General features: G+C 71.6%; 5 protein-coding genes. All 5 read left to right on the top strand.

Annotation, left to right across the window (positions count from 1 at the left end; translation table 11 throughout):
* Positions 1-145 precede the first annotated feature (145 nt).
* A complete protein-coding gene (locus MB828_RS14205; RefSeq protein ID WP_301648452.1) occupies positions 146-2,509 on the top strand; it encodes an amino acid adenylation domain-containing protein in 2,364 nt (787 codons plus the stop codon).
* A complete protein-coding gene (locus MB828_RS14200) occupies positions 2,506-5,577 on the top strand; it encodes a type I polyketide synthase (protein ID WP_301648451.1) in 3,072 nt (1,023 codons plus the stop codon). Before MB828_RS14205 ends, MB828_RS14200 begins: the two co-directional genes overlap by 4 nt.
* 130 nt (positions 5,578-5,707) lie before the next feature.
* Positions 5,708-12,535 (top strand): non-ribosomal peptide synthetase, encoded by a 6,828-nt coding sequence (locus tag MB828_RS14195; protein WP_301648450.1) that lies wholly within the window; start codon positions 5,708-5,710, stop codon positions 12,533-12,535.
* Complete coding sequence (locus tag MB828_RS14190) at positions 12,532-13,317, top strand: thioesterase II family protein (protein WP_301648449.1); 786 nt, start codon at positions 12,532-12,534, stop codon at positions 13,315-13,317. Before MB828_RS14195 ends, MB828_RS14190 begins: the two co-directional genes overlap by 4 nt.
* Positions 13,314-19,547 (top strand): condensation domain-containing protein, encoded by a 6,234-nt coding sequence (locus tag MB828_RS14185; RefSeq protein ID WP_301648448.1) that lies wholly within the window; start codon positions 13,314-13,316, stop codon positions 19,545-19,547. Before MB828_RS14190 ends, MB828_RS14185 begins: the two co-directional genes overlap by 4 nt.

Here is a 19,547-nt window from a genome sequence, read left to right as displayed (position 1 = left end):
GGAATTCACTGGGCTGCCGCTAAGGCGCCAGCGTGCTGCCAGGGCCACGTCAGGGAACCTCCATGGGGCAGCCAAAGACGTGGTTGATAGTTACTCCGGTCAGCCGGGATAACCAGCCCGGCGCACGGATACAGGGGGGAGTGGAATGATGCGGAGTGAGGCGTCGGCGCCCGCCGAATTTCGGCTGCCGGACGAGGCCGTCAAACCGGCTCTCGATACTGACCTCGCCCGGGCCCTGGCCGCCCTGGCCGCGGTACTTCAGCGCCGGGACGGAACGGAGCGTGTACCCGTCGCCTGGCGTACTCCGGAGGCCGGCAGCCCGTTTCGGCACGGTGTGGTCGACGTGTCTCCCGGTCTCGTTTTCGACGTCCTGGTCGACCGGGTGCGGACCGTGCTGGACGAAGGCCGTACCGGCGCGGGGGAGGCGGTGCTCACCCTGGAAGCCGTGCCGGACGGCGTACGCCTTCTGCGGCCGCCCGAGGGCTACTCGGACGCCGAGACGGGACGCCTGCTCACCCGGGCAGCCGCCTTGGCCGACGACGCGATGAGGCGAACCGGCACGCGGTTGTGCGACCTCGCCCCGGAAACCGACGACGCGCTGCCGTCCCGGCACTGGACCACCGGGCCGCCCACGGCCGACACCCGCACCGTACCGGCCCGTATCGCCGCCCAGGCCGCCGAACGGCCCGACAGCCCGGCCGTGGTCTGCGGCGACACCGTGCTCCGCTACGGCGAACTGCACGGGCGTGCCCAGGCCCTCGCGGCCCGGCTGGTGGCCAAAGGCGTGCGTCCGGAGTCCGTGGTCGCGATACGTGCCGACCGGTCGCCGGAGCTTGTGATCGCCCTGCTCGCCGTGGTCTCGGCAGGGGCCGCCTACCTGGCGCTCGACCCCGAACAGCCCCGGGACCGGATCGAACGGCTGCTCGGCGATGCCCGGCCCGCCCTCGTCCTCGCTGCGAGTGCACACCTGGCCGCTCTGCCCACCGGGGAGACCGAGGTGCTGAACCTGGACGACGAGCTGGCCGCAGCCGATCTCGCCCCGGTGCCCGCACGGCTGCCCGACCCGAGGCCAGGACACCTCGCCTATGTCAGCTACACCTCCGGGTCCACCGGAGAGCCCAAGGGCGTCGCTGTTCCGCACCTCGGTGTCACCAGGCTCGTGGACCCGGACTGGGCCCGCTTCGGACCTGAAGACGTCTTCCTGCAGATCGCCCCGGTCGCCTTCGACGCCTCGACGTTCGAGATCTGGACGTGCCTGGTGCACGGAGCGACGCTGGCCGTCTATCCGCCGGGACGAATCACCCCTGAGCTGCTCGCCGAGACGGTACAGCGCCACGGCGTGACGGTGCTGTCGCTGACGGCGGGGCTCTTCCACCAGGTCGCCGATACCGCTCCCGAGGTCTTCGCCGGCGTCCGGAGGCTGGTCGCCGGCGGTGACGTCGTGTCGGCCCAGCACGTCCGCGACACGCTGCGGGCTCACCCGGGGCTGACCTTCACCCATGCCTACGGACCCACCGAGAACACCACGTTCACCACCGTGTGGACCCCGGACGGACCGCCGCCGGGGGAGTATCTGCCCATCGGCCGCCCCATCCGTGGCACCGGTGTGGTCATCCTCGACGAGTCGTTGGTGCCGGTGCCCATCGGTGCCGTCGGCGAGCTGTACACCTCCGGCGACGGGCTCGCCCGGGGTTACCTCGGCAGACCCGCGGCCACGGCCGAGCGCTTCCTGCCGGACCCGCGCCCGGGCGTGTACGGGGCCCGGATGTACCGCACCGGAGACCTCGCCCGGTGGCTGGAGAACGGCGACATCCAGTTCCTCGGCCGCGCGGACACACAGGTGAAGATCCGCGGTTACCGGGTCGAAACCGGCGAGATCGAGGCGCGGCTGCGCGCGAGCCAGGATGTCCGAGACGCCGCCGTACTGGCTCCGCTCGGCGCTTCGGGAGCACGTGAGCTGGTCGCGTACCTCGTACTGGCCGGCGATGGCGCAAATCCCGCGGGAGTGGCAGAGCGACTGCGTCGGGGACTCACCGAGCAGCTGCCCCCGTACATGATCCCGCATCGGCTGTACGCCTTGCCCGCCCTGCCCCTGAACGCCAACGGCAAGGTGGACCGCGGCGCGCTTGCCGGCACCGAAGCGCTCGAACTGGGCCGCCGGCCGGACGCCGGTCCGACGGCACCCGGCTCGGAACTCGAACGGCTGGTGGCGAGCGCCTGGCGCGATGTGCTGGGCCGCGACACGGGTGTCCACGAGAACTTCTTCGAAGCCGGCGGTGACTCCCTGCTGTTGCTGCGGCTGCGTGCCCGGCTGAGTCAGCTTCTGGGCCGGAAGGTTCCCACGGTCGCCCTGTTCAGCCACCCGACCATCCGCGATCTGGCCGATCACCTCGACGCCGAGCCACTCCGTCCGGACCGGGGACCGGGCGCCGACACGCCGCGCGACCGACAAGCACTCCGGGAACGTGCCCGCAGGCTCGGCGCCGAAGGGAGGGGACCGCGGTCATGACGTCCGACGACAGTGCCCACGACGAGCCGACCGGTCTGGAGATCGCCGTCATCGGCATGGCCGGCCGGTTCCCCGGTGCGGCGTCCACTGACGAGTTCTGGGAGGTCGTACGCGCCGGACGGGAGACCATCTCTCGCTTCAGCGAAGCGGAGCTGGATGCGGCAGAGGTGCCTGCCGAGACCCGCTCACGCGCCGACTTCGTGCCGGCCGGCGGCGTGCTCGCCGACGCGGACCTCTTCGACAACGAGCTGTTCGGCTACACGCCGCGGGACGCCGCGCTCCTCGATCCCCAGCAACGGCTGTTCCTCGAGACCTCCTGGTCCGCACTGGAGGACGCGGGATACGGCTCGCCGTACTACCAGGGCCTGACCGGCGTGTACGCCAGCACCAGTCTGAGTACGTATCTGCTGCACCACCTGGGCAGCGACCCGGCGGCCCTGGACGGCGTCACCCTGCACGAACTGATGCTGGCCAACGACAAGGACAGCCTGGCCACCCGGGTGGCCTACCACCTGGATCTCCAGGGACCGGCCATCACCGTGCAGAGCGGCTGCTCCTCCTCACTGGTCGCCGTGCACCTGGCCTGTCAGGCCCTGCTCAGCCGCGAATGCGACGTGGCGCTGGCCGGAGGGGTGTCGCTGCACGTGCCGCAGCGCGAGGGCTACCGGGCCGTACGCGGCGGTGTCATGTCGGCGGACGGGCACGTGTACGCCTTCGACCGGCGAGCCACCGGCACGGTCAACGGTGACGGCGTCGCGGCCGTCGTGCTCAAGCCGCTGGCCGACGCGTTGCGGGACCGCGACACGGTGCACGCCGTGATCAAGGGATCAGCGGTCAACAACGACGGTGGCCGCAAGGTCGGTTTCACCGCGCCGCGCGCCGAGGGTCAGGCCGCCGTGATCCGGACGGCGCACCTTGCGGCGGGCGTGTCACCCGACTCGATTTCCTACGTCGAGACGCACGGCACCGGGACCGCGCTCGGTGATCCCATCGAGTACGCGGCCCTCCAGGAGGCGTTCGACACGGACGGACCACAGGACCGGACCGGTTGCGCCCTCGGATCCGTGAAGCCGTCCATCGGCCACCTGGACGCGGCGGCGGGTGTCACCGGGATGATCAAAGCCGTGCTGGCGCTACGGCACCGGACGATCCCGCCGAGCCCCTACTTCCGCGAGCCCAACCCGGAGATCGACCTGGCGTCCGGCCCCTTTCACGTCCCCGACGTGGCAGCCGCCTGGCCGCCAGGGGACGGACCGCGACGCGCCGGAGTCAGCTCGTTCGGCATGGGCGGCACCAACGCACATGTCGTCCTGGAGGAGGCCCCGGTGCCGCCGGAGCGGATCGCGCCACGCCGTTCGGCGCAGGTCCTGGTGGTCTCAGGTGCCTCCGAACGAGCGCTGGCGGACAACGCCGCGGCGCTGGGCCGCGCCTTGGCCGAGCGTCCGGACGTGGACCTGGCCGATGCGGCTTTCACCAGCCAGCTCGGGCGCAGGGCACTGCCGTACCGGGCGGCGGTGGTGGCTGCGAACCGGGGCGAGGCCTCGGCCCGGCTCGCCGCCCGGGCGGCCGGGGCCGGTCCCTCGGCCGGTGACGGTCCGGCTCCGCGGGAACGGCGGATCGCGTTCCTCTTCCCCGGGCAGGGCGCGCAGCACCACGGGATGGCTGCCGGACTCCACGCCGTCGAGCCGGCCTTCCGGACTGCGTTCGATCGGTGCGCCGACCTCCTGGCCGACGAACTCCACAGCGACCTGCGCGTGGTCACCGGGCTGGTGCCGGATCCGGCCGGTACGGCGGCGGATCTGCTCGACCGGACCGAGTACACCCAGCCGGCCCTCTTCGCGACCGAGTACGCGCTGGCCTGTCTCTGGGCGGAATGGGGCGTACACCCTCGGGCGATGCTGGGGCACAGCGTCGGCGAGTACGTGGCGGCGTGCCTCGCCGGTACGTTCGAACTCGAGGACGCGGTCCGGGTGGTGGCCGCCCGCGGGCGGCTCATGCAGAAGCTCCCGCCCGGCCAGATGGTGTCCGTGCACCTGTCCGCCGACGAGCTGACCCGGCTGCTGCCCGCCGGCGTGTCCCTCGCTGCCGCCAACGGCCCCCGGCTGAGTACCGCCTCCGGTCCCGCGGAAGGCATCGACCGGCTCGTCGCCGAGCTGACCGGACGGGGCATCCGGCACAGCCTCCTGCGCACGTCCCACGCCTTCCACTCCGCCATGACGGAACCCGTCCTGGACGAGTTCACCGCGCTGCTGTCCAGCATCACCCTGCGGCCTCCCAAGATCCCGTTCATCTCCAACCTGAACGGCCGCTGGATCACCTCGGAACAGGCCACCGATCCCGTCTACTGGGCCCGCCACCTGCGTGACACCGTCCGGTTCGACGAGGGCGCGCGCCAGCTTCTGGACGGAGCAGACCCGTACGTCCTGCTGGAGGTGGGACCGGGAACCACGCTGACCACCCTGGTACGCCAGCAGTCCTTGGCCGAGGGAGGCCATGTGGCGGTCGGGTCGCTAGGTCATCCCCGGCAGGCGATACCGGACGGGCAAGCGGTGCTGTCCGCGGCAGCCACCCTGTTCACCAGCGGTGTCACCATCGACTGGGACGGGTTCTGGCGGCACGAGGAGCCAGGCCGGGTGCCGCTGCCGACCTACGCGTTCGAACGCCGCCGTCACTGGCTGGGGAGCCGGCCGGAGCAGGCGCCGACCGCCGCCCCGGCCCCGGCACCGTCCGCGTCACCGCCTGCCGGGGACGAATCCGTCGGCGACCGGGTTCGCGTGATCTGGCAGGAGTTGCTGGGCATGGCGGACGTAGGGCCGCAGAGCGACTTCTTCGCACTCGGCGGCCACTCGCTGCTCGCCACACAACTCGCCGCCCGGGTGAGCGACGACCTGGCCGTGGACCTCTCTGGCGCGGCCCTGTTCGACGCCCCAACTCTGGGTGAGTTCGCGGAACTGGTCGAACGCGCGGCCCCTTCCGGCGAGTCGCTGCCCGGCGACCTCGTCGCGGAACTGGACAGGCTCACCCCGGCCGAACTGGAAGAGCTGCTGTCGGAGGGAACCGATGGCTGACCACCGGAACCGGCGGAGCATGCCCGACCTGTGGCCGCGGACCGTGCTCGGCTCTGCGGACCCCGGGGAACGCGAGGTCCCGCCACGGCACTGGGCAGAGGGATGGCAGACGGACGAGGTGACGGCAAGGGTGCCTGCCACGGTGGCCGCACTGGCCCGCACGGTGGACCCGCCGGTCGGAGCCACGGCCGAACAGGTGGTCGTGGCGGCCGGATTCCTGGCCCTGCTCGGCCGGTACACGCGCCGGGCGGACCAGGTCGTCGGCTGGTGCACTTGGGACGGCCCCGGTGGCCGACCCGGACACCGCCTGCTACGGGTGCCGTCCCCCTCCGACGTGGCGTTCACGGCCTACCTCGGCGCCGTCCGCACGGCACTGGCCGATGCCTGCCGACGGCCTGCGCTGCCGGAGGAGCCCCACCCCAGCGACCTGGACGACACCCTGCTGAGGATCGGCATCGGCCCCGCCCCGCAGGGCGGAATCGGCAGCACCATGCCCTACGACATGGTCCTCGAGATCGGCGGCCCGTCCGGCGAATCACCCACCGTCCTGCGGTACCGCAAGGGCCTGCTGGACCGGGCCACCACGGCCCGGCTCGCCGACCAACTCGGCGGCCTGCTGGAGTCCGCCGCCGCGAACCCCGCTTGCCGGATCGCGGAGTTGCCCGTCATCACCGATCTGGAACTGGAGACGGTCACCATGAGTCTGGCCCGTGGCGGGGACCTGCCCCCCGAGGACACCACCGTGGCCGAACTGTTCCGGCAACAGGCGGCTGCCGACCCCGGCGCCGTCGCGGTCGAGTGCGGCAACCACCGGATGACCTACGCCGAACTCGACGCCCGGAGCACGGAGATGGCCACTCGGCTGACCCGTCTGGGGATCGGCCCCGGTAGCCTGTGCGCTCTGCTCCTGGACCGGTCGGCGGAGCGGATCGTGGCTCTGCTGGGCATCCTCAAGTCCGGCGCCGGCTATGTACCGCTCGACGCCGAACATCCGGCACAGCGGCTCGCGACCGTACTTCAGGACTGCCGGGCGGCGGTGGTCCTGACCCGCGAGGGGCTGCGGGAGCGGCTGCCGGCGGGGGGGGTGCCCGTGGTGGCGGTCGACGACGGTACGGTCCCCGTGCCGGGTCCCACCCCGCGCCGGGCCCGTCCGGGCGACCTGGCGTACGTGACGTACACCTCTGGGTCCACCGGACGGCCCAAGGGCGTCATGGTCGAGAACCGGGCCGTGGTGGCCTTCCTGGCCGGCATCCGTGACCGGCTCGACCTCGGGCCCGGGGTGCGGATGCTGCAGTTCGCCGGGATCACGTTCGACGCGACCGTGTGCGAGATCTTCGGTCCGCTCGTCAACGGCGGCACCGTCGTCGTACCACCCCCGGACACCGACACCGTCGGGCCCGGCCTGCTGGACTTCCTGCGCTCGGCACGGGTGACGACCGCGATGCTGCCGCCGTCCCTGTTGTCGGTCCTGTCCGACGAGTACCCGCTGCCCGCCCTGCACACCCTGCTCGTGGGCGGCGAGGTGGTGTCCTCGGCCGTCTTCGCCCGCTGGGGACGTCGCCGTCGCTTCCTGGTGGGGTACGGACCGACCGAGACAACCCTCATCGCCTGCACCGGGGACCGGCTGCTCGACGACCGGCCGCCGGCCATCGGCCGGCCGCTGCCGGGCGTGGAGATGTACGTCCTGGACGAGGCGATGTCACCGGTCGCCGCCGGTATCACCGGTGAGATCTGGATCGGCGGCGGCAACCTGGCCCGCGGCTATCTCGGTGCTCCGGCGCTGACCGCCGACGCCTTCCGGCCGCACCCCATCTCCGACCGCCCGGGCGCGCGGCTGTACCGCACGGGTGACCTGGGCCGCTGGCTGCCGAGCGGAGAACTCGAGTTCCTGGGGCGCGCGGACGGCCAGCTGAAGATCCGAGGACAGCGTGTGGAACTCGGCGAGGTCGAGCAGACACTGGCCGCGTTGCCCGGAGTCCGGGACTGCGCGGTGGTTCCGCACGGCAACGGAGCCGACCTCAGACTGGTCGCGTTCGCCGCCGGTACCGACCTGGATCCGACCGCCCTGGCCCGGGCTCTCGCGTCCCGGTTGCCCCGGGTCATGCTCCCCGCGTTGGTCGTACCAGTCGACAAACTGCCCATCGCCTCGCACGGCGGCAAGGCCGACCGCGGGCGGTTGCGGGAGCTCGCGGCCACCGCGCTGGTCGGCGCGACGTCCGCCGAACCGCCCGCCGACCCGGCGGAACGGCGGATGGCCGAGCTGTGGGCGGACGCCCTGGGCCTGCCGGCCGTCGGACGCGACGACGGTTTCCTGGCGCTCGGCGGCACCTCCCTGCAGGCCGCCAGAGTTCTCGCCCGGTTGCGCGACGAGGACGGCCGGCGGATCGGATTCGCCGATTTCCTCGCCGCCGGGACCCTCGCCGAGGCAACCGCCCTGCTGACGAACGGCACCGGCCATGCCGCCGTCCTGCCGGCCCTGGACACCGTCACCGGCCAGGACGACATCGCCTCGCCCGGGCAGCAACGGCTGTGGTTCCTGAGCACACTGGGCGGCCGTGCAGCGGCCGCTTACAACGTGCCGGTCGCCACCAGGCTCGTCGGCCGCCTGGACCCGGAGGCGCTGCGCTCCGCGCTGGCAGAGGTCGTCTCCCGGCACGAGGCTCTGCGCACCGGGTTCGTCCTGCGCGACGGCGAGTTGCGGATGGTGACGAACGAGGCCGCCGAGGTTCCGTTCGTCCTCCAGGACGCCAGTGGGGAACCCGATCCCTTCCAGGCCGCCCTGCGGCTCGCGGAGGCGCATGCGGGCGCAGGGTTCGACCTCGCGGACGCACCGCTCGTGCGGGCTGCGCTGATCCGTCTGGCCGACGACGAGCACCTGCTGGTGCTCGTGCTCTCCCATCTGGTCACGGACAACTGGTCGGTGGACCTCCTGGACCGGGAACTGGCCACCGCCTACAGCGGCAGCCCTCTGCGCTCCAGGCCGCTGGAACAGGGGCCGGATTACCGCGACTTCGCCGCTTGGCAGCGCTCGCTGGCATCGAGCGGGAGCCGCGCGGACGACGAACGGTACTGGCGCGAGGAGCTGTCCGGGGCACCTGGTCACATCCCGCTCCCCTACGACAGGCCCGGGCCCGACGCACCGACTTTCGCCGGGCGGCGCGCGTCCCGTACTCTCCCGGGCCTGCTCGCCCGCCGCATCACACAACTCGCCCGCACCGAGGGCACCACACCCTACGCCGTCTTCCTCGTCGCGCTGGCGGTCCTGATCGACCGCGTGACCGGTCGGGACGACATGGTGATCGGCTCGCCCACTGCCGGCCGGCCTGGCCCGCGGATGGACGACGTCATGGGCTTCTTCGTGAACACGGTGCCCCTAAGGCTGCGCACGGCCGGGGCGTCCCCGCGCACGCTGCTGCGAGCCGCCGCACGGACCGCGCTCGACGCCTTCGAACACCAGCACGTGCCGTTCGACTGGCTGGCCAGGGAGTTCGGCGGGGCAACCGGCGCCCCTGCCTCGTCCCTCATCCAGGTCGTGCTCGCGTACCAGGGGCCCCGACGCCCCTACGCCCGTCTGGGAAACCTGCGTTGCGAGCCCCTGCCGGTGGACAACGGCACGGCCAAGTTCGACCTCACCTTCGAGGTCGAGGAGGTGGCCGGTGACCTGGTGTGCACCGCCGAGTACAACACCGACCTGTTCGACACGGAGACCGGAGAGCGGCTGCTGGACTGGTACATCCGCTCGGTCGAGGCGGTCGTCGACGCCCCCGACACCACGGTGTCCGGGCTGCGGCTGTTCACCGACGCCGAGCTGTCCCTGGCGGTCACCCCGCCGAGCCGTCGGGCCGGTCCAGGACGCCTGTTGCACACCTGGTTCAGTCAGCAGGCCGCACGGTTCGCGGACCGCATTGCCGTGACCGACGGCGAGACCAACCTCACCTACGGAGAACTGGACCGGGCCGCCAACCGGCTGGCGCACCGTCTTCTCCGGCACGGGGCCGGCCCCGGGCGGCTGGTCGGCGTCTGCGCCGAGCGCGCTGCCGGCACGGTGGTCGCCCTGCTGGCCGTGCTGAAGACGGGTGCAGGATATCTGCCGCTGGACCCGGCCCACCCCACGGCTCGGACCCGCTCCGTCCTGGCCGACGCCGACTGCAACCTGGTCGTGGGAGCCGACCGGCACCGTGAGACAGCCGGCGACGTCTTCTGGCTCACGCCGGACGCCGCGGATCTCGCCGCGGAGCCGGACACGGACCCGGCCGTACGGGTACAGGCCGAGGACATCGCCTACGTCATCTACACCTCGGGATCGACAGGCCGGCCGAAGGGGGTGATGGTCGCCCACGACAACGTCACCCGGCTGTTCGAGAACACACACGACGCCTTCCGCCCCGGCCCGGACGACGTGTGGACCGCCTTCCACTCCTTCGCGTTCGACTTCTCCGTCTGGGAGATGTGGGGCGCCCTGCTGCACGGCGGCCGTCTGGTCGTCGTCCCCTATTCCGTCAGCCGCGACCCCGAGGCCGTGCTCGACCTGCTGCTGAGGGAGAAGGTGACGGTACTCAACCAGACGCCTTCCGCCTTCCGCGGTCTCATACGGGCGGCCGACCGGGTGGACTGGCCGGACACGGCGCTGCGCCTAATCGTCTTCGGAGGCGAGGAACTCGAACCGGCGATGCTGCGCCCCTGGTTCGAGCGCTACGGCGACACCTCGCCCTCGCTGGTGAACATGTACGGCATCACCGAGACGACGGTCCACGTCACCCTGCGCCCGCTGCGGGCCGCCGATGCCGCGTCACCGGTGAGCCCCATCGGTCCGCCGCTGCCCGGAGTCGGCATCGCCGTACTCGACAAGGCTATGCGGCCCGTGCCTGTCGGCACCGTGGGCGAGATGTACGTGAACGGGGCCGGCGTCTCGCACGGCTACCTGGGACGGGCCGCTCTGACGGCCGAACGCTTCCTGCCGGACCCGTTCGGGGGGCCGGGCCGCACTCTCTACCGCACGGGCGACCTCGCCGTCCTGCGCCCCGACGGTGAACTCGTCTACCGCGGACGCATAGACGACCAGGTGCAGTTGCGGGGCTTCCGGATCGAGCTGGGCGAAGTGGAGGCCGCGCTGCTCGCCCACGAAGGGGTCCGCGAGACGGCCGTGGTGGTGGGCGACGATCACGAGGGCGAGCAGCGCCTGGTGGCGTACGTCGTCACCGACTCCGGCCCGCTGTCCGCAGACCGGCTGAGGGCTGCACTGGCCGACCGGCTCCCGGCGTACATGGTTCCCGCGTCCTTCGTCCCTCTGGAGCGGCTGCCGCTGACGGTCAACGGCAAGCTGGACCGGGCCGCGTTGCCCGTACAGGTGGTGCAGCGGGAACGCACGGACCAGGCGCCCGTGACGGTGCCGCCGCGCATTCCCGCCGAACACCGGATCGCCGAGGCCTGGTGTACCGCTCTCGATGTACCCCAGGTCAGTGTGCACGACAACTTCTTCGCTCTGGGAGGCGACTCGATCACTGCGATCCGGGTGGTCGCGCGCGTCCGCGATGCCGGACTGGCGATCACTGTGGAGGAGTTGTACCGGCACCCCAGCGTGGCGGAACTGGCCGTCCTGTGCGGCGACCGGGACCGGCAGCCCGCTGCCGGACACAAGCAGGAAACGCCTGTCTCCCCGCCGCCCACGGACATCGACGCGTACCACGTCAGCAGCATGCAGCTCGGCATCATCTACGAATGCGAGGTGTCGGACGACCCGACCCTTTACCACACGCTCACCAGCGTCCGGCTCGTCGGCCCGCTCGACCTCGCCGCGTTGCGTCGGGCCCTGGACCGGATCTCGGACCGGCACGAGATGCTGCGCACCTCCTTCGACCTCGATGCCTTTCCCGACCCGCTCCAGGTGGTCCACGGTTCGGCGTCCATGCCGCTCAGCCATCTCGTCGCACCGGACGGCGTCGACCCCGGGACCGCTCTGCGGGAGTGGTGGGCGGGGGAGTGGAAACGCCCGTTCGACCTCGCGGAGGCACCGCTCGCGCGCTGTCACGTCCTCACCTATGCCGACGGGACGTTCAGCATCGCGCTGTCCATGCATCATGCGGTGGAGGACGGCTGGAGCATGGCCGTGATCGTGGGCGACCTGCTGCTCGCCTACGAAAGCGAACTGGGGACCGGCGCCGTTCTGGAGCCGCTGCCCCGCACCCGGTTCCGTGACTTCGTGGCACTGGAACGGCGCTCGGTCGACGAACCGGAGACGGCCGGCTTCTGGAGGAAGCGCATCGTCGGCGCCCGGCGGCGCACCATGTTCCCACCGGACCGGGGCACGGGTGGCGACCCGGGAGTGGATCCGGAGGTGTGCGTGCCCGTACCGGCCGAACTGGTCGGTGGAGCACGTGAAGTGGCGGGCCTGCTCGGCCTGCCGGCCAAAAGTGTCTTCCTCACCGCCCACCTGTGGACGCTGCGCCTGCTCACCGGCAGCGAAGACGTGGCCACCGGCATCGTCGGGAACGGCAGGACGGAGACCGAGGGATCCGAGCGGGTCGCCGGCCTGTTCCTCAACTCCCTGCCGCTCTACCTGACGCTGAACGAGGGCAGTTGGCAGGCGTCCGTCGCCGCCGTGTTCGATGCCGAGCGGCAGATGCTGCCGCATCGTCGCTATCCGGTCGCGCGGATGCGCGCCGAGGCCGACGGACCACTCTTCGACGTCATGTTCAACTACGCCGACTTCCACGACTTCGACCGGCTGGGCGCGCTGCGCATGGTCCGTCCGCTCGACTGGTGGTTCTCGGCCCGCACCGCCTTCGCCCTGGACGTCGAACTGGCTGCGCGCCCGCAGTCGGACGCCTTCGACCTCTTCGTCCGGGTCAACCCCCGCCACCTGGAGCCGGTCGTCGCCGAACGCGCGTCCGACGCCTTCCTCACCACGCTCGCCGCGATCGTTCGGGACCCGGGCGCCCCGGCAGGAGGCCGACCATGAACGTGCGTACCACCCCTGAGCCAGTGGGGCGCTGGCTGCTGCGCTGGCCGGCCGCCGGCGTCCGCACGGTGCAGCTGCTGTGCGTGCCGTACGCAGGCGGTTCCTCGGCCGTCTTCCGCTCCTGGGCGGACGGACTCGCTCCCGGTGTCGAGGTTCTCGGCGTCGATCTGCCCGGCCACGGCCGTCGGTTCACCGAGCCGCCACGCATCCGTATGGACGAGATCGTCACGGCCCTCGCCGACGACATCCAGTCCGTGCTGGCAGGGCCGCTGTACCTGTTCGGACACAGCCTGGGCGGGCTCGTCGCCTATGAGACGGCTCGGGAGCTGACCGCCCGGGGCCAAGGGCCCGAGCACCTGTTCGTGTCGGCGGTCCGCCCCCCGGACCGACGCGTCGCGGCTCCCCTGCACTGGCTGGACGACACCGGGATGCTGGCCGGCCTGGCCCGGCTCGGCGGTATCCCGGACGAAGTCCTCGCCGACGAGGAACTCGTAGCGGCCTTCCTGCCCGTCCTGCGAGCCGACCTGACCCTGCGGGAGACCTACGTCCCCGGCACCGGACCGATGCTGGAGTGTCCGCTGACGGTTTTCTCCGGCGCGGACGACGCGACGGTCCCCGCCGCCGAAATCCCTGGCTGGGCGGACTGCAGCCGCGGTGAGTTCGAGCAGGTCACCCTGCCCGGCGGCCACTTCTTCCTCCATGATCACGAACTCTTGCTCGCACAGCTGGACCAGCGGCTCGACGTGCGCCGGCCAGCGGACCGAGAGAGGTGCGAACGATGACCGAAGACCTTGCCGCGCGACTCGCTTCGCTGACCCCGGAGCAGCGCCGCGTCCTGGCCCTGCGGGCACGGGAACGCCGCGGCCCCGGGCGAACCGTCACCGAAGGGCGTGGTTCGGCCGAGGCGCCGCTGTCGCACGCCCAGGAACGCCTGTGGTTCCTCGACTCCCTCGACCCCGGGGACCCCGCCTACAACATCACCTTCGGGGTGCGCCTCACCGGCCCGCTCGACCGCGCGGCACTCGAGCGGGCGCTCACCGCCGTGATCACCCGCCACCCCGCACTGTGCACCGTCGTCACGGACCACCCCGAGGGCGTCCGGCAGACCGTGCGTCCCCCGTCCCCGGTCGACCTGCCGCTGACCGACCTGCGCACCGCCGCGGACCCGGCCGCCGAACTCGCCGCCGTCACCGCGGGCCACGCCCGCCACCGGTTCGACCTGAGAACGGGACCGCCGCTCGCGGCAAGGCTGGTTCGCCGCGCCGCGGAGGACCATCTGCTCCTGGTGGCCGTCCACCACATCGTGTTCGACGGCTGGTCCAGCGAACTGCTGCTGAGAGACCTCGTCGCCTGCTATGGACACGCGGCCGGTGGCGCCGAACCGCCGCCGGAGCCCGTCGTGCGGTTCACGGACCACGCGGCCCGAGAGCGGGACACGGTCACGGACGCGTACCTGGATCGGGACCTGTCCTTCTGGCGCGAGGAACTGGCCGGCGCTCCGGCGCTGTCGACGCTCCCGTCCGACCTGCCCCGGCCCACCGTACAGAGCCACCGCGGCGGCTGGCGGGCCGTCACCGTGCCGGCCGATCTCACCGAGCGGCTCGACGGCCTGGCCCGACGTGAACGGACCACCGTGAACGTCGTCGTGCTCGCGGCCATGTCGGCGGTGCTGCACCACGCGGGAGCCCCGGCCGACCTGCAGCTGGGTGTACCCGTCGCGGGTCGCCAGCGGACCGACCTGGAGACGGTGGTCGGCTGCTTCGCCAACACGCTGGTGGTACGCAACAGGCTGGAAACGGACCTGTCCGTACGGGACCTCATCCACGGCACACACCGCTCGCTGCGCGCGGCATACGCCCATCAGGCTGCGCCGTACGCCCGGGTCGTCGAGGCGGTGGCGCCTGTGCGCGCCCCGGGGCACAACCCTCTGTTCCAGGTCATGATCAGCGTCAACGAGCTGACCGGTGACACTGAACGGCACGCGGGGGGCGTCGAGTTCGTGCCCGAGGAACTGGAACTCGGCCGTACCGACTTCGACGTCTTCCTTGCTCTGCGGCGCGAGGGCGGCGAACTGTGCGGCACCCTCACCTACAGTGCCGACCTCTACCTCGACGACACCATCGACGTGCTGGTGAGGTCCCTGATCACCACGCTGGAGCACTTCGCGGCGGCACCGGACCTCCCGTTGGCGGAAGTTCCCTCACTGCGCCGTCACCACCTGGCCGAGGCGGCTTCCTTCACCATCGATCCGGTGCACGACGTCATCGGCTTCTGGTCCGGTTTCCTCGGCTTCCCCATCGACGTGCAAGCGGCGCCCTACAGCCAGTTGCTGCAGCACCTGCTGTCCGGCGATCCCTGCCACGCCACTGTGGGCTACCTGCGGTGGGCGGACTGGCTGCGGCACTGGGAAGGCAAGGACCGGGCCGCTTTCCTGACGGATGTGCTGGACGCGGTGGTCACCGCCGTCCGAACCTTCCGGAACCGTACCCCGGTGCCGCTCCTGCTGGTCATCTGCCCTGCTGCCCCGGGCGATGCCGAGCTCGACGCCCTGTACGGGCGGCTGGACGATCTGCTGGTGCGCAGGACACGCGGCGTCCCGGGGACGGACATCGTCTTCGCCACCGAGTGGGCGGCGCGGTCCGGGATCGGCGATCCCTACGACCCGGGTGCCGACGAACTGGGTCACGTGCCGTACACCCCGGAGTTCTATGCCGCGCTCGGCACCGGTGTCGTCCGGCGACTGGACCGGATGTGGGCGACCGATGTCTGGCCCCGGAGCGGGGAGCGGTCCGCCTTCATGGCCGACTGGCTCGCCGACGCCGCAGCCGTGGCCGAACGGGTCGCCCAGACCGGTGACGGCAGGGGACCGGACACAGGCCCGGCGATTGCGCCGCGCACCGGGACGGAGCGACGGCTCGCCGAGCTGTGGGCCGAGGCGCTGGGCGTGGACGAGATCGGGGTCACCAGCGACTTCTTCGCATGGGGCGGCCACTCACTGCTGGCCACCCGCCTGGTGTCCCGTATCCGTACCGAGTTGTCGGTGGCCCTGTCGCTGCACGAGTTCCTCGCGCACCCCACCATCGAGGCCCTGGCACACCTGCTGGACGGGCACCGTCAGTCGACGGATGCACCGCGCCTACGGCCCATACCCCGCGAGGGCGTCCTGCCGCTCTCGTCCACCCAGCGTCGGATGTGGACGCTGGCCCAACTCGCCGAACGCGAGGCCACGCACAACACCGTCTACGCGGTGACCCTCACCGGACCGCTGGACGTCCCTGCCCTGCGGCGGGCGCTTGCCGTGGTCACCGACCGGCACGAGATCCTGCGCAGCACCTTCATCACCGATGACGGGGTACCCCAGGTGAGGATCCATCAGGACACGGCACCCTGGCTACCCGACACGGACCTGTGCGACCGGCCCGGCAGCGAGCGGACGGAGGTGGTGCGGGAGCTGGTCCGGGAGGAACTCGCCACCCCGTTCGACCTCGGTGAGGGACCGTTGCTCCGGGCCCGACTGCTGCGGGCCGGCGACGACGTGCACCATCTCCTGATCGGCATGCACCACGCGGTCTGCGACGGCGAGTCGTGGAACCTCTTTCTCGGGGAGCTGGCCGAGGCGTACGGCGCCCTCAGCACCGGGAGTGAGCCCCGACTGCCCGCACTCGACGTCCAGTACGTCGACTTCGCCGCCTGGCAGCAGTCCTGGCTCCAGGGGGAAGAGGCCCTGCGCCAGACGGATTTCTGGCGGCGGACGCTCGACGAGGCGCCCGCGGTGCTGCAGCTGCGTGAGGCACGTCCGAGGCCGCGACAGTGGTCGGGCCGCGCCGCCAACGTAAGTCTTCCCGTGGATCCGCAGGCGGCACAGGCGCTGCGCAGTGTCGGCCGACGAGAGGGCGTGTCCCCGTTCAACGTGCTGCTGGCCGCCCTCGCCGTCGCGGTCAATCGTGCCGGAGGCGGCGAGGACCTGGTGATCGGTGTACCGAGCCGCGGCCGTGCGGAGCCCGAACTCGACCACGTCATCGGTTACTTCGCCGACCTCCTTCCGTTGCGACTGGACCTGAGCGGCCGACCGGCGTTCGCACGCCTGCTGCGACGCGTCCGCCAGACCACCACAGAGGCCACGGCCATGCAGGGCATCCCCTTCACGGGCATCCTGGACGCCGTACGTCCGGCCCGGGACCCGGGGCACCACCCGCTGTTCCAGTGGGTTCTCAACTACGTCGAGAGACTGGAACCCGAGCCGGTCCTGCCAGGTCTGGTCACGGAACACCTGCCGGCCCACGACACCAGTATCGACTTCGACGTCTTCCTCAACGCCTCCTGGGAAGGCGACCGGCTCGTGCTGGACGCCGACTACGCGGTCGACGTCTTCGCTCCCGGGACCGTGCTGGAGATGCTGCGCTCGATCGAGTCGGTCCTGCTGACCGTCCGGCAGGAGCCGGACGCCCTCCTCACGGAGGTGCCCGAAGGCGGTGACACTCCCGTGGCACGGCTCGCGACGGCCACCACCTTCCCGGGCGGACACCTCGGCGAGCACGGGAGCGAGTGGCAGCGCGCTCTCGGCATCCCGGTGCGCGTTTCTCCTGCACCGGTCGGATCGGTCATCCGGCCCCTCATGGACGAGGAGTCCGCGTTCTGCGCGGACGAGGCGGACCTCGGGGTCGTCGTGCTGCGCACGGAGGACCTGCTGCCGCCTTCGGTGGCGCCGTCCGACGGACGCCGGGCGGCACTCTGGCACGTCGACGAGGCGCTGTGGGACCTGACCGCGGCACTACGGGACTTCCGTGCGCGCCGTGGTCTGCCACTGCTGCTCGTCCTCAGCCCGGCATCGGCGCCCTGGGACGGGCTGGAGGACGTCTTCAACGCCCTCGGTGACCGGCTGACCGCAGCGGTGTCCGGTCTCGCCGACGTGGAGGTGGCCGTCATGGACGCCCAAGGAGGCACGGCGGCCGTCGCACGCCACGTGCTGCGCCGCCTCCCGCACAGTTGCGGGTACTCCCCACGGTGGGTGGCCCTCGACGGCGCGGCTTTCGACCAGCTGCTTCTCCTGCGGACGGCCGCCGGACAGCTCGCCTACGCGCGGCGTGTCCTGATCGCACCGGCGGGTGAACCGCTGCCGGGAGCCGACGCCCTCACCGATGTGACCTTCCTCGGTGACCTGACCGAGGACCTGAGCCGGCTGGTGGCCGACGGTGAGCTGACCGCCTCCGAGGGACTGGTGCTCACCGGCGATCCCGAAGCGGCGCGCCGCAGGCTGCCGGGAGTCATGGTCCTGTCGGCGGATCCGGCACGCGAGGATGCCGACTGCTGGCCGCTCGACGCTCCGCTCGGTGCGCCCGGCCACCGTCCCTTGTCCGAGCTGACACCGCCCGGCACCGACCGGCCCGAGAGCCGGACCGCCGTCGCCGTCGACGAGGCGGCCGCCGCCGTCGCCGAGCAACTCACCCAGATCTGGCAGGACCTGCTGCACGTACCGGCCGTGGACCCGCGGGACAACTTCTACGAGTTGGGCGGTGACTCCATGCTGGCCATCGAACTGGCCTACCGGGCCGTCGAGGCCGGGTTCGACCTCTCCCCGCGGACCGTCGTCGACCACCCCACAGTGGCCGAACTCGCCGCGCTGCTCTCCGAGGGCGGCGGCGGGACGGTCGAGCGGACGGACGAAGCCGACGAGGTAGCCGCGCTCGGCGCGGGCCAGCACTGGTTCATGGCGGAGGTCGCTCCGGGCATGGCACACCCCGCCCATTTCAATCATCCGTACTATCTGCAGCTCACCGGACCGGCCGACCCGCAGCGCGTCCGTGCGGCGGTCGACGCCCTGGCCGCGGCCCACGACTCCCTGCGGCTCGGCCTGTACCGGGACCAGCAGGGGCGCTGGTGCCTGCGCCGGGGACCGGAACAGGACGGACTGCCCTTCGAAAGCGTGGACGTCTCCGGTCTCCCCGCCGCCGAACGGGACCGCACCGTCGAGGCGCTGGCCGCCAGGGCGCAGGCCTCGCTCGAACTGGACGGCCGTCTCTCCCGCGTTCTGCATCTGCGCATGGGCTCCGGGGGCGACCGGATCCTGATGGTCAATCACCACCTGGTGACCGACGGTGTGTCGCGCGGCATCCTTTTGGAGGATCTGCGGCGACTGCTCCGGGACGGCCCGGACCGTGCCGTCGGCGTCACCGGGACCACGCCCTACCTCAGCTGGGTGCGCGCCTTCGACGCCTATGCCCAGTCTCCCGAGCTCCGCGCGGAACTGCCGTTCTGGCGTGCACAGCACTCGAGCGGCCCCGGGATCCCCATGGACCTTCCCGGCAGGATGACCTTCGGCACCCTGCGGCACCAGGGCTTCCACCTCACGGAGGATGAGACCAGAGGGCTGCTGGAGCGCGCCCGCGCCATGCGGTTGAAGGTGAACGACCTGCTGGTGTGGGCCGTGGCAGGGTTCGTCGGCGACTGGACGGGCCGGCAGGACTGCGTCCTCGCGATGACCGGACACGGCCGCGACGACCTGACCGACGGGATGGACCTCTCCCGGACCACGGGTTGGTTCCAGGTCTTCTACCCCCTGCGTCTCACCCTGCCGGAACACCGTGACGACGTGTCCGCGGCTGCCGACCTGGCCCGCCAGCTGGCTCGGGTGCCTGGCTCCGGCATGGGCTGGAGCGCCCTGCGCTACGGCTGCGCGGACCCTGAGGCGCGTGCGGCCCTCGCCGGCCTCCCGCTGCCCCGCGTCAGCTTCAACTACATGGGCCACTTCAACTTCGAGGAGAGCCGCCAGGGCGCGGACGTCTTCCGGCTCTGCCACGAGCCGTACGGCCTGGAACAGGACCCTGACGGAGTGGCCCCGTTCGACCTGGACTTCGTGGCCTCCATGACCGGAAGCCGGCTTCGGATCGATGTCAACTACGGACTTCACTGCCACGAACCGGCGACGGTCGAGTGGATCCTCGCCGAACTCCGTGGTCGGCTACGGCGCGCAGCCGAGCCGTCTCGACGACCCATCTCGGAAGGAAACAGGTGA

Origin of the sequence: Streptomyces arenae (assembly GCF_022343545.1) — a bacterium.
Taxonomy (GTDB): domain Bacteria; phylum Actinomycetota; class Actinomycetes; order Streptomycetales; family Streptomycetaceae; genus Streptomyces; species Streptomyces humi.
The sequence above is the reverse complement of the archived record's forward strand: the minus strand, read 5'-3'. Positions and strand labels throughout refer to the sequence as shown.

Coding starts and splice junctions, on each gene's coding strand:
- MB828_RS14205 (WP_301648452.1), top strand. CDS start 146: ATGATGCGGAGTGAGGCGTCGGCGCCCGCCGAATTTCGGCTGCCGGAC.
- MB828_RS14200 (WP_301648451.1), top strand. CDS start 2,506: ATGACGTCCGACGACAGTGCCCACGACGAGCCGACCGGTCTGGAGATC.
- MB828_RS14190 (WP_301648449.1), top strand. CDS start 12,532: ATGAACGTGCGTACCACCCCTGAGCCAGTGGGGCGCTGGCTGCTGCGC.
- MB828_RS14185 (WP_301648448.1), top strand. CDS start 13,314: ATGACCGAAGACCTTGCCGCGCGACTCGCTTCGCTGACCCCGGAGCAG.